This window comes from Mesorhizobium sp. M8A.F.Ca.ET.207.01.1.1, from assembly GCF_004794715.1.
Taxonomy (GTDB): domain Bacteria; phylum Pseudomonadota; class Alphaproteobacteria; order Rhizobiales; family Rhizobiaceae; genus Mesorhizobium.
Genome location: NZ_SRUS01000020.1, coordinates 11683 through 24105, shown reverse-complemented (window position 1 = coordinate 24105; position 12423 = coordinate 11683). Strand labels below are relative to the sequence as shown.

Below are 12423 nucleotides of genomic sequence, written 5' to 3'. Positions count from 1 at the left end.
GAGGCTTGTAAAGTATATAGTTAACAATATACTTGAAGTTGCCAGTAAGCGATCCGGTGGATATTTATGAAAATTTATCCGGAATAAGTATTGCCAGTAGACTTATAATTCGTGACGTGTATAGTCCGAAGCGGCAGTGGGAGGGTATCGCATGTCAGAGCCGTTTCTGTCCGAAATCCGCATCATGTCCTTCGGTTTCCCGCCCAAGGGGTGGGCGTTCTGCGACGGCCAACTGCTTCCCATAAATCAGAACCAGGCTCTGTTTTCACTGCTCGGCACGACCTTTGGCGGCGACGGCCGGGTAAATTTCGGCTTGCCGGATTTCCGGGGCAGGGTCCCGATCCATGTCGGCAACGGGCATGACCTCGGCGGGCGGGGCGGCGAGCAATCCCACACGCTGTCGATTGCGGAATTGCCGACCCATGTTCACCAGGCGAGAGCGACGAACGCCAACGGCACGGTGCCCCTGAACTCCGGGAATTTCCTGGGGGCTTTCAACAATGGCTATGCGCAGGCTACGAACCTGACCTCGTTGCACCCCGCCAGCATCGCCAATGTTGGCGGTTCGCAGGCGCACCTCAATATGCAGCCTTTCCTGACATTGAACTTCTGCATCGCCCTGCAGGGCATTTTCCCGTCGCAGACCTGAGGAAACGCGATCATGGCACAACCCTATGTTGGCGAAGTTCGCATGTTTGCCGGCAATTTCGCGCCGGCTGGGTGGATGTTCTGCGAAGGACAACTGTTGCCTATCTCGGAAAACGAGACGCTGTTCCAACTGATCGGCACCACCTATGGCGGCGACGGCGAAAGCACTTTCGCGCTGCCCGACCTGCGTGGCCGGCTACCGCTCCACCAGGGCAACGGCTTCACCCTGGCCGAGACCGGCGGCGCGGAGGAAATCACGCTGTCGATCCAGCAGATCCCGGCTCACTCGCATCCCATGCTGGCATCGGGCCAAACCGGCACCGGGACCAATCCGGGCGGGAATGTCCTCGACCAGACGACGGGGACGATCTTCATGTACATCGATGGCCAGGCGCCCGATGGCCCGATGGCCGCGACCATGGTGTCACCCGTCGGCGGCAGCCAGCCGCATAGCAATTTCCAGCCGTATCTGTGCATCAACTTCATCATCTCGCTGTTCGGCATTTTCCCGTCGCAGACCTGAGAGGACCGTCATGGCCGATCCGTTCGTTGCGGAAATCCGCATCTTCCCGTTCAATTTCGCGCCCAAGGGCTGGGCGCTGTGCGACGGGCAGATTTTGCCGCTGTCGCAGAACACGGCGTTGTTCTCGTTGCTCGGCACGACTTATGGCGGCGACGGCAAGTCGAACTTCGCGCTGCCCAATCTCCAGGGCAGCGCGCCAATGCACCCCGGTCAGGGACCTGGCCTGTCACTGCACGATCTCGGAGAGAGTAGCGGCTCGGAGACGGTGACGCTGCTCCAAAGCGAAATACCGATCCATGCGCACAACGTTATGGTCGGAACCCAGGACGTCGCCGACGTCCAGGTGCCCAGCCCGTCGAGAATTCTCGGCAAGTCGGGTGGCGCTTTCGCCTATGTTCCAGGGACGCCGATACCCGCGCTGACGCCAATGAACGACAACATGCTCGCGCCTGCCGGCGGTGACCAGCCGCACAACAATCTGCAGCCTTATCTCACCTGCAATTTCTGCATCGCCCTGCAGGGCGTGTTCCCACCGAGAACCTGATTTTCGAGCCAACAAGGCGGGGCCGTTACCATGGCTAACGAAGACGCTCACTTACCCTCCCATGCGGCGCCAACCGGGCACGTGCCAGGCGTGTCGTTCTTCGAACTGTCGCGGCTGATGGTGATCGGCATCGATTCCGCGGCGGGACGGCTGATCCAGAAGGCCCAAGTCGCGCCCAACGGGGCGTGGCCTGCCGCATGGTCTCCCATCGCCGCCGGCGCCTGGGTGATCATGACCGCAGGCCTGACCAAGGACGGGCGCGTCGCGGTGGTCGCCCAACCGACCGGCACCACCAACCTGTCTTTCATCACGGAGGACGCCAACCAGGTCGGCCCTGTCGAAAAATGGAACCCGCCGGTCGGCATTAGCGCGCCGCCCGGCGCAACAAGCTACCAGAAACTCTCGATGGCGCGCGACGTTGACGGCCGCGTCGAAATCTTCCTCACCGACAATCAGGGCCGCATCTGGTGGATCTACCAGAACCCGGACGTGATCGTTCAGGTGCAGAAAACCATCACGCCGCCCGGCACATCCACCCCGATCGTCGTCACCGTCGACGAGCTCAGGCCGCCCGCACAGCCCTGGAGCGCCTGGATACAACTGACCGGCCAGCTCGTGGCGGTCACGGCCCTCCGCCAGGCGGACGGCCGTATTGCGCTCTTCGGCATCAACTCCGCCCTTCATCTCTATCGCTGCCAGCAGGCCAGGGCCCAAGCGCTGACGGTGGCCGACTGGACGCCATGGGTGCAGATCGACGCCGGCTATCCTTTCACGGAAATGGCGCCAATCGTCGGCCCGCTCGGCGCCACCAATCTTTTTGCCATGACGCAGTCAGGTCAGGTCCTGCACACCAAGCAACAGCCGGCGGGCTCCGACACCTGGACGAACTGGGCGACGCCTGGATACAGCAGGGTTCCGAGATACACGCTCTGCGCCGGCGTCCAGGGCGACGGCGACATCATGCTGGTGGCCTCCGACCAGCAGCATGTCCACTCGTTCAACGCCCAATACGACGCGGCCACCCAAAACTGGTCGGGATGGCGTGATTTCAGCGCCTCCGGCGCCAACACACGGCTGTCGCTCGACTACAATGCCGATGGTCGGCTTGCCTTGTTCAGCATGATGATCACGAACGATGGCACCAATGGCCTGTGGACGATCAACCAGATGGCCATGGACAGTTCCGAATGGGAGTGGAGCTGGACGGCTCTGGCCACCGGCAACCTCAAGCAGATCGCGGTGGTGCGCGACCTGACGCCGCCGGTCTGACGTTGACCGCAAGCGGCGTGGCTTTGGTCTATCCCGCTCCGGCGTGGTCCCGGTCGCGGCAGGCCGGGCTCAGCTTCCGGTCCGCCGCGCAGGCCGACCTGACTTTCCTGTCGCGGCTTTACGCCTCGACCCGCATGGAAGAGCTCGCCGTTACGGACTGGAGCGAGGCACAGAAAGCAGCGTTCCTCGACATGCAGTTCCAGGCGCAGCACGCGCACTATCGCAAGCATTATCCGCAGGCCGACTGGCTGGTGGTGGAGCGCGCCGGCCAGGCCATTGGCCGCCTCTATATCGAGCGCTGGCCGGGCGAGCACCGCATCATCGACATCGCCTTCTTGCCTGCGCACCGCCGCAAGGGCTATGGTGGCGCCCTGTTGCGCGACCTGATAGGCGAGGCATGGTTAGCCGGCAAATCAGCGTCGATCCATGTCGAGAAGAACAACCCAGCAAGGCGGCTCTATGTCGATCTCGGCTTTGTCGTCGTCGAGGACAAGGGCGTCTACGATTTGATGGCTTGCGCGCCGGCGGATCCATGATCGTTGGTTGGCGTTGCCCCCTCACCTGCCTGCCGGCATCCTCTCCCGTATAGGGACGGGGAGAGGGACGCCTCGTTGATGATTTCGCCAGTCTGCCGCCGCAACAAGGGCAAGGGCATTGCCGCCAGCCACCTCGCCCCGTTTACGGGGAGATGTGCGATAGTGAGTGGCGGCGCCGACGGCTAAGATTGTCGCTTTTCGGCCCTGCAGCTCAAAACCGGCGTTAATTGAACACCGCTTCGTAGAGCCGCCCCGTCGCGTCGGCTGCAACCGGCACGATGAAGATGTCGTGGACCCCGCTGGTGCCGGCAAGGCTGTAGGTCGCCTGCGGCAGCGCGATCCCGCGCGGTCCCCGGAACAGCAGGGAAAAACCGCCGCCCGGGCGCGGGCTGGCCGCGATGCGGTTGACGGCGCTCAGTTCGAGCGAGATGCGCCCGCCTGTGGTCTCGATGATGAACGCCTGCCCGATCGCCTGTTCGAAATCCGCCGCCGCCGCCATTGCGCTCGCCTCAAAGCCGTTTGCGCGGCACTGTCGCCGCTTCGCCGCTAGCTGTCCAGAACTGTTTAATTCCCGTCGTTCAGAACGGAAAATCGTCGAACACTTTCCTGGGGTTGTGCGCCATCGCGCGGAGCGCCCGGCACCCAAGACAATTCACCGCCGCAAACCGCAAAATACAGCAGCCCATGTCCTTTTGCGCGTGCCGGCGACGCTGTAGTACTTTGTTTCGATACGCGCCTGGCGCGACAAGACAGGGCTTCGGCAGCGACGCCGGACGCTGATTGGCCGGCTTGACCGGCTTGCGGGAGAAAAGGACGGACGATGGCTGAGAGTGGTGCGAAAACAGGGACGGCGCCGGCAAATGGGGGTGACGCCATGCCGTTGTTCTATACGAGGCCAGAAGCGCTCAACCCGATCCGGCACGGCTCGCTGGGGCTGACCGCGCGCAGCGATTTTTCCTTCGCGCGCTCGGCGCACGCCATTCCGGTGGTGGCGTCGGAGATGCCGGCGGCGATGCGCTCCTACCCGATCGTGTTCATCGGCGCCGCCAAGGCGCCTGTCATCATCACCGGCGTGCGCCAGGACGAAAACCTGTTCGTCGATGCCGACGGCATGTGGAACGCGCCGCATTACATCCCGGCCTATGTCCGCCGCTATCCCTTCATCCTGGCCGAGGACCCGACGTCGGCCGGCCGGCTGACGCTGTGCGTCGACCGCGCGAGCGAGCGCGTCGTCGACCAGCTCGTGGCACCGTTCCGTGACGACAAGGTGCTGCCGTTCTTCAGCGGCAACGAACCGACCGAGGCGACCAAGCAGGCGCTCGCCTTCTGCAACCAGTTCCAGATCGACTTCAGGGCCACCCGCGAGATGGTCGACAAGATCGACGCCCACGGCCTGTTTTCGCCGCGCCAGAGCAAGGTGACGCTGGAAGGTGGCGAGGTGCTCAACCTCACCGATTTCCAGGTGATCGACGAGGCCGCCTTCAACAAACTGAGCGACGAGGCTTTCCTCGACCTCAGAAAATCAGGCGCGCTCGGCCTGCTCTATTGCCACCTCGCCTCGACCAACAGCTGGACCTCGCTGGTGCACCAGGCGTCGGTGCGCAAGGCGGAGGGGGCGAAGGGCTGATTTCTCGCGCTCGTGGTTGGGGCTCTCAAGAACGCCCAAAGTCGAACGGCCTTCCGGGAGCCGAGGTTCGTTCGTAACAAGGAGCGAGCTGAAAGACTTGGGGGAGGCGGCCGCGGAAGCCGCATGATCAAGCAGATGCTTGGCCCGCGGACATCATGAACCCCGGCAAGATTTTGCCGGCGTGAGGGCAGAGCCGCTGATGCCGATGCGACTTGTGACTTTACGGCTAGTCACAGCTTTTTTGCTTGGAAGTGACCAGCTTCAGGGACACAGTGATGGTTCCATCCTCAGAGCCGCTTACGATGGTTTCCTCGAAAGTTTCATTCTTGATGCGAACATAGTATTCCCCGGGTGAAGCCCCGTCTTGTGCTTTAACTTTAAAGGTAATTGTCGTCGTATCTTCGATGGTTACGTCGTTGTCGAATACCACTAGATATGGCTCGCTCTTTAAAGTGCCAGCATCGATAAAGTCAATTACCAGGTATTCTGTGTCGTTAAACCAACCACGGTCTGGGGCTACCGTCACACTGACCGTAACCGGATCTCCGCCTCTTACAGCATTCCCTTCAGGTGTATCGACACGTACTATATCTACTCTCGCCATGGCCCATCTCCCTTCGGCCTTCTCAATTAACGATCGAAAACGCTAGTCCATATCGCCGCGCCCGCCGCGGTTCATGGCGCCACCGGACCGTCCCATCGCACCGCCAGACCTGCCCATGGCGCCGCCGGATCGCCCCATCGCACCGCCGGATCTGCCCATTGCTCCACCCGATCGACCAAACGAACGCGGGTCCAGCTCCGCACTCAGCAGGACATCCTCGAGCGTTCCGGTGTCGAGTTCCAGCCGCATTGTCAGGTCACTCTTGTCGTAGACCCAGACCTGCATTCCGCGCGCGAACGAGCCTATCTGCGATGACAGTCCGGTATAGGCAGGGTCGCTTGGACCGCGGCTCATGACCTTGAGATCGGTGTCCCCCGGGGCCGGATAATCAACGACAGTGCCAGGCCCATGGACAAGAAGTATGGTCGGTCGGGCCAGCTCGTAGAACTGCGCTTCAAAGGTGAACGCATAGATCCTTGCCAGCAGGCTACCGGAAGCGTCGATCTGGTTCTGCAGGAATCTATTGTTGCCAAGCCTTGGAGGCCGTCCCCCATCGATCCTCTTCTTGAGCTTCAAATCTTCAAGAACTCTACCGAACAAATGTATGGCTGAGGTACTTAGAATGGTTTCAGTGGTCATGGATCACCCCCATCATCTGTATGTCGATCAAAGATCGGCGCCACTTCTGGACATCCAATATTTCTCGAAATAGCTCATGTCCGGCAGGCGCGCCTGGTCCAGTGGACGGGCGGTTCGGCCCTCATGAACATGGCTCTTTCGGTTTGGCTTCGTCAGGCGAGGCCCGGCACGGTAGCGAAAAATCCCTCTTCGGTCGAAATCCCGGAAGATGATCCTCGATAGTTCTCCTCCGGTCATGCTGTCGTCGACCGCGAGCATCGTTCTCGCCACGTCACCGTAGTCCAGGAAATCCGGGGCGAGAGCCCAAAGCGTCTCGGCGAGATAGGTACCCACGATATCCCGCGCGTCGAGCAGGGCTTCGACGAAACCTTCCGGATTGCGAGCGAAATCGCGGTCAAAGACTTCCTGCATCGGCAGCTCGGCGGCCGGATCGATCTCGGCGAGGTCGGCAAGATTTTCGGCCTCCGGCGAGATCAGTCCTCGAGCCACCAAGCTCTCGTGAAAGACATCGACCAGAATGTCGAAGACGGCGCCAGTGAGAGGTTGTGACAGTGCATGCTCGTCGGTCCAGCCGTCGGCAAAGTCGGCCATCGTCCGCTTGTTGTTGGCCTCGCGTATCTGGCGGTGCGGCGAGAATTCCGAGAATCGAGAGAGCTGGTTGGCGAGGTAGAGGTTCCCATGCGTCACCGTCAGGACATTATCGATCACGGAGGGAAAATGCATGGCCGCGATCAACGAAACGCAGTCCGAAAAGGCCTCCTGAAAGCCCAGATATTCGGGGAACTCAGCGCCCGGGTCCGGTATGCCAAGAACGCTGTAGACGAATGCATGGCCAACCTCGTGCGCGATAATATCGAAGTCGAGGCTGAACGGGAGCGTGCGTCCGTCCTTCACGAATTGGCTGCCGAGCTCAAGGAAGCCATAGCCGTATTGGGCGTTGTCCCAACCTGGCAGGATCGAAATTTCCAGACGGTCGTAGTGATCGTGGAAATGCCAGGTGATCGGCTGGCCGATGTAACGCTCCCAAACGTCGAGGGTGAAGCGCGCGCACCCGAACGCGTGGGCTGCTTCGAAGCCGGGCGTCGAGGGCTGATAATGATCGAAATTGCCTTCCTCGTCGGGAACAGCCGGATCGAGGATCGCTCGCGTCCAGGGCGGCAGGGAGATAACGGGCGTACCCAACGGGCCGTGGTTGACGCCATAGGGCCGCGTCTTGCCGACCGGCTCGACGACATACATACGATCGTCGGACGGGCCAGGTCCGACGCTGCCTCGCGGGGAAGAAACCGCAATGATCTCAGGGCTTGACGTAGGGTCTTCGAACGGAGGCTGAACAAACAGCCTGAACCGGGTACCCATTCCCCACCTCTCGGTTATATTAGTAACATACCATAATAACCGTGAGGTGGCGAGGGCGTTGGTTTGTCGGGTTAATTCTTCGTGACGGACGGTTCGATTGTCGGCAATAAAATTGCCTCAAGAACAATGCGCTACTGCAGGAGCTCGAGCAACTTCTGGTAGCGGGGATGACTGCGAACAGAGGCGAAATCGGAATCGTTCTTGAACCAGAGTCTCATCTCGGCGCCAGCCTGCGGTAGCCAGACTTCCAAAAGGTCGATCGAGCGTTCGAATTCCCCCAGCAACGCATAGGTACAAGCGGCGTTGTATTGGACGTTGATATCGATAGGGTCGATTTCCAGAGACCGGCCAAGCCACTTCGCGGCCCTGTCGCGTTCACCGAGGAAGGCCAGCACGATCGCCCCCAGGCAGGCACAATTGGCGTTCTCCGGATGCAGACGGAGTTCCTCTTCGGCTCTCTCCAATGCGATCCGCGCATAAAGCTCCGCGTCGTTCTGTTGGCCGAGAGTGCGGAAGACGTTCACCAGCATGACCGGTGCGCCGTAGTCGGTCGGTTTAATCTCCATCGCGCGCAGGAAGTACGTCGCGGCGAGCTCGAACTGGCCGCCGGTCACGCAGAACTCGGCATAGTAGCGGTTGGCCTCGTGGCAGTTGGGGTCGAGCGTGAGGGCCTGTTCGAACGCCGCCGCGGCCTCGGAGCGGCGGTCGGCGAGGGACAGGGCAAAGCCCCTGGCTGAATGCGCCTCGGCCAGATTCGGGTCCAGAGCCAGGGTCTTGTCGGCGGTCGCGAGAATGTCGTCCACCTGGATCGAAGAGCCGTAGATCGACTGAAGGCGTACGTCGCAGACCGCCAAGCCTGCATAAGCGCGGGCATATCCCGGATCAAGCTCGATGGCCCTGATGTAGCTTTGTCTGGCCATCAGGTGGTTCGCTCTGGTCGCGATGTGGCTGTAATCGCGGCCTCGAAGATAATGCGTATAGGCTTCGACACTGTCCGTCGGCGCCAGCTCGATAGCCTTCTTCTCTTCGGGCAGGAGCCTGACCCTGAGCTGCGCCACGACCGCCTTGGCGATCTCGTCCTGCACGGCGAAGATGTCGGTGAGGTCGCGGTCGAAGCGGGCAGCCCAGACGTGTCCGTCCGTGGCGCCCTCGATCAGCTCGGCATTGATCCTGACCCGGTTTCCCGCCTTGCGGACGCTGCCCTCGACAATGTAGCCGACGCCAAGTTCCCTGGCGATGCGTTCCATCTTGTCGGTCCTGCCCTTGAAGGCGAACACCGTATTGCGGCTGAGCACGAACAGGCCGGAGACGTTCGAGAGGTCGGTTATGATATCTTCAGTGATGCCGTCGCTGAAATACTGCTGGTCGGGATCATTGCTCAGATTGGCGAAGGGCAGGATCGCCACCGACGGCTTGTCGGACCGCACCAGTGTCTGGACGCTCCTGGCTGCAATATGCGTCTCGACTTGCGAAACGCCCTGGTCCCAGTTGGCGAAATAGACGTGCACCGGCTGAGCAATGTTCTTGACGGTCCTGGCGCCCTGATCGGCGAAGTCGACGCCCAGCTTGTTGCCGACCTCATGGCGCACCACTTCCGAGCAGGCGATGCCGCCGGGTATTGCGAGCCCCTGCAGCCGCACCGCAAGATTGACGCCGTCGCCATGGAAATCATCACCGTCGACGATGATGTCGCCAAGGTTGATGCCAATGCGGAACTTGAAATGCCGGGCCTCGGGGATGCCGACATTCCGCTCGGACATGCCGCGTTGGATCTCGACCGCGCAGCGCGCCGCATTGATTACGCTGCCGAACTCCACCAGGAAGCCGTCACCCATCACTTTAAAGATGCGCCCACCGTGCTTGGTGACGGTCGGATCGAAGAACTCCCGTCGATGCTGCCGAAGGAGATTGAGCGTGTGCTCCTCGTCGGCCTCCATAAGACGGCTATAGCCGACCACATCAGCCGCCAGGATCGCCGCCAGCCGACGCTCAACATGCTCCTCGGACATGTCGTCTCCTGAAATCGCGGACAATAATTCCGCCTGATTTAGTTTTAACTGATTTACCTCCTCGGCGCCAACGTCGCTGAAACGGTCGCTCGCGGTCGCCGACCGGGTGGCGCGGCGCCAGTCGCAATCCAAGCGGTCCGGCCGTACGGTCGACGTCGTTCACGGGATAGCAACGAACGGGGAGTGACCCAGAACATCGTTCCCCGACCTGCGCAAAACCGGCGCGCTCGGCCTGCTCCATCGCCATCTTGCCTCAAGGTTCTGATTTGTCCATGTCGTGGTTCCGGAACGAGGACACTTCCGGGCGACATGCATCAACTGGTTGTTTTCGCCGCAATTCCCCCTACATGCGGCGGCTTTCATGCCTTCAGGTCAGTGTGACTGTCGAAACGTCGTCGTGATCCAGTTCTTGCTGCAGCATGATCTTGTCCGAAAGCAGTTCCATCGCCGCGACGGTCTTGCGGGCCGCCCTTGGGCGTGGCGCAGCAACGCCAAAACTGCTATTTAGGGCAGCGAACCGCAAGCTGGCGACCAGGCACCGCCATGCGGATCGCAATGAAGGAGCGGGTGGCATCGGTGGGTACGCCGGTGCAAGGGTCGTGGAGGCTGGGGGCAATGTCAACTTCATTGCGCGTGGATCGCGCCGGTTGGCGGGCTGGCGTTTCTTTGTTCCGTGGCAAATGGCCGATCGCTTCCAATGAGCATGCCTCAATGGAGAACACATGTTCCTGGCCGAGTTTCCGCCACCTGGCTCGACTTGGCCAAGATGCGGGCTTTTGTCGTGCACAAGAAAACTCGAATACCATACTCCAGCAACAGTTGGCTCAGGATGACGTTCGATCCATGATCTGATGGCTCGGCGAAGCAGAGGGGTGAACCGGGATGATAATGGCCGACTTGATACTCGATACTTTTCAGTTCTTCCTTCTGGTGACAAGGCGAAACAGCCGTGGCGCGGCTTTGATCTTCCGGAGGGCCGTAGCGCGCATCGTGCCGGCCCTCATCGTGCTTGCCCTGGCCTCGCTGCTTTTCCCCAATCTCTCACAGTCCAAAGAGGCCGCTTTGCGCCCCGGATTTGACGCCTGGACCGGCGACTACGGCGGAATGGAAAAGAGACGTCTTATCCGAATCCTGGTCCCTTACAGCAAGACGATCTACTTCATCGACCGTGGTGAGCAACTTGGCACGGCGGTCGAGTTTGGCCAGGCGCTTGAGCGGCAGATCAACAAGAACAAGAAAAAGGAAATCGAAAAAATTCGTGTGGCCTTCGTGCCGGTGGCCCGGGACCGGCTGCTTCCCGCGCTCATCGAAGGGCGCGGAGACATTGTCGCGGCAAATCTGACGATTACCCCATCACGGCAGCAGATCGTCGACTTCACGGATCCCCTGGCGAGCGGCGTGAAAGAAATCCTGGTCACCGGCCCGGCCGCGCCGAAAATCGCCGCCATCGACGATCTCGGCGGCAAGGAAATCCGCGTTCGCGCGAGCAGCAGCTATTTCGAGCATCTGCAAAAGCTCAACAGCGACCGGCGCGCGGCGGGCCAAGCCGAGATCGGCATCGCGCCGATCGACGAAAATCTCGAGGATGAGGATCTTTTGGAGATGGTCAATGCCGGCCTGCTGCCCTGGTGCGTGGTCGACGGCCACAAGGCGCGGATCTGGTTCAGGGTCTTCGATAACATCGAACTGCACGATGACATTGCGATAGCGCAGGACGGGGAAATCGCCTGGGCGGTCCGCAAGAACAGCCCGGAACTGATGAAAAGGCTCAACGCTTTCGTCAAGCAATACAAGGTCGGGACGACCTTCGGCAACATTTTGAAGAAGCGCTACTACCAGGATGACAAGATGGTGCGTTCCGCCTACGAGCAGTCCGAGGTCGATAAATTCCAGGCTCTGCGCGACGCCTTCGAGAAATATAGCGCTGCCTACAAACTCAATGCGTTGCTGCTGGCCGCGCAGGGATACCAGGAATCGCGTCTCGACCAGAGCGAACGCAGCTCTCGGGGCGCCGTCGGCATCATGCAAATGTTGCCGTCGACTGCTGCCGATAAGGCGATAGGCATCAGCGGCATAGCGGAAAGCTCGGATCGCAATATAGAAGCGGGCGCAAAATACATGCGTTATTTGTCGGCAACCTATGTGAACGATGCCGAACTCGACCCAGTCAACAGGGCGCTGTTGACGCTTGCCGCCTACAATGCCGGGCCCGGCAACTTGCGCAAATTTCGCAATGCCGCGAAGACGATGGGCCTCAACCCCGATCTATGGTTCGGCAATGTGGAGAACGGCGCCGCGAAGGTGGTTGGGCGCGAAACGGTTCAGTATGTCGGAAATATCTACAAATATTTTGTGGCTTATACGCTGCTCGAGGAGCAGAAAGCGCGGCGTGGCGTGAACAAGGCGCAGTCAGAGTAAATCAGCTCGTATTTCGGCATGGCTGGCTCAATGATATGGATATGCAAGAGCTGACCGACCGTTCCTACCGGCATCTGCAGGCCATGAACTGACTGGGGCGACGAGGCCGCGACTTGCGCCGCCACCGATGAATAGTTTGACGGCCTGTCACCGGTCGGTCATTTTTGAAGAGAGCGACGCTCACGGCAGCGATAGCCAATACCAACGCGATCCATTGCCGCGTGAGCTCGTCTGGCCGCCACGTTGA

The 12423-nt window shown here is 60.6% G+C and carries 12 protein-coding genes; 7 read left to right on the top strand and 5 right to left on the bottom strand.

The window, feature by feature from the left end:
- Positions 1-151: 151 nt before the first annotated feature.
- The 5 genes from EN850_RS32280 to EN850_RS32260 all read left to right on the top strand — a co-directional run bounded on the left by EN850_RS32280 (position 152) and on the right by EN850_RS32260 (position 3520).
- Positions 152-649 (top strand): tail fiber protein, encoded by a 498-nt coding sequence (locus EN850_RS32280; protein ID WP_127872743.1) that lies wholly within the window; start codon positions 152-154, stop codon positions 647-649.
- 12 nt (positions 650-661) lie between these two features.
- Positions 662-1171: a tail fiber protein gene (locus tag EN850_RS32275; RefSeq protein WP_127276705.1), complete on the top strand. Its 510-nt coding sequence runs from the start codon at positions 662-664 to the stop codon at positions 1169-1171.
- A 10-nt stretch (positions 1172-1181) separates the two neighbouring features.
- On the top strand, positions 1182-1715 hold the full coding sequence (locus EN850_RS32270) for a tail fiber protein (RefSeq protein WP_135867719.1): 534 nt from the start codon (positions 1182-1184) through the stop codon (positions 1713-1715).
- 90 nt (positions 1716-1805) lie between these two features.
- The gene (locus EN850_RS32265; RefSeq protein ID WP_189591260.1) at positions 1806-2984 is read left to right on the top strand and encodes a hypothetical protein; all 1179 of its coding nucleotides are present in this window, start codon (positions 1806-1808) and stop codon (positions 2982-2984) included.
- Positions 2985-3001: 17 nt separating this feature from the next.
- Positions 3002-3520: a GNAT family N-acetyltransferase gene (locus EN850_RS32260; protein ID WP_246689310.1), complete on the top strand. Its 519-nt coding sequence runs from the start codon at positions 3002-3004 to the stop codon at positions 3518-3520.
- Positions 3521-3743: 223 nt separating this feature from the next.
- Here EN850_RS32260 and EN850_RS32255 read toward each other — a convergent pair whose 3' ends face one another.
- Positions 3744-4019: a hypothetical protein gene (locus EN850_RS32255; RefSeq protein ID WP_136092902.1), complete on the bottom strand. Its 276-nt coding sequence runs from the start codon at positions 4017-4019 to the stop codon at positions 3744-3746.
- Between the two features lie 321 nt (positions 4020-4340).
- On the opposite strand from EN850_RS32255, the gene EN850_RS32250 reads away from it, so the two are divergent.
- Complete coding sequence (locus tag EN850_RS32250; RefSeq protein WP_136092901.1) at positions 4341-5147, top strand: SapC family protein; 807 nt, start codon at positions 4341-4343, stop codon at positions 5145-5147.
- A gap of 226 nt (positions 5148-5373) precedes the next feature.
- Here EN850_RS32250 and EN850_RS32245 read toward each other — a convergent pair whose 3' ends face one another.
- The 4 genes from EN850_RS32245 to EN850_RS32230 form a co-directional block, all read right to left on the bottom strand.
- The gene (locus EN850_RS32245; protein WP_127276717.1) at positions 5374-5751 is read right to left on the bottom strand and encodes a hypothetical protein; all 378 of its coding nucleotides are present in this window, start codon (positions 5749-5751) and stop codon (positions 5374-5376) included.
- A gap of 42 nt (positions 5752-5793) precedes the next feature.
- Entirely contained in the window at positions 5794-6390 is a 597-nt protein-coding gene (locus tag EN850_RS32240) for a hypothetical protein (RefSeq protein WP_136092900.1), read from the bottom strand.
- Positions 6391-6417: 27 nt separating this feature from the next.
- Positions 6418-7749 (bottom strand): hypothetical protein, encoded by a 1332-nt coding sequence (locus EN850_RS32235; protein ID WP_136092899.1) that lies wholly within the window; start codon positions 7747-7749, stop codon positions 6418-6420.
- A gap of 131 nt (positions 7750-7880) precedes the next feature.
- On the bottom strand, positions 7881-9758 hold the full coding sequence (locus EN850_RS32230) for an adenylate/guanylate cyclase domain-containing protein (protein WP_136092898.1): 1878 nt from the start codon (positions 9756-9758) through the stop codon (positions 7881-7883).
- A gap of 888 nt (positions 9759-10646) precedes the next feature.
- Here EN850_RS32230 and EN850_RS32220 point away from each other — a divergent pair.
- Positions 10647-12176 (top strand): lytic transglycosylase F, encoded by a 1530-nt coding sequence (locus tag EN850_RS32220; protein ID WP_136092897.1) that lies wholly within the window; start codon positions 10647-10649, stop codon positions 12174-12176.
- Positions 12177-12423: the final 247 nt, after the last annotated feature.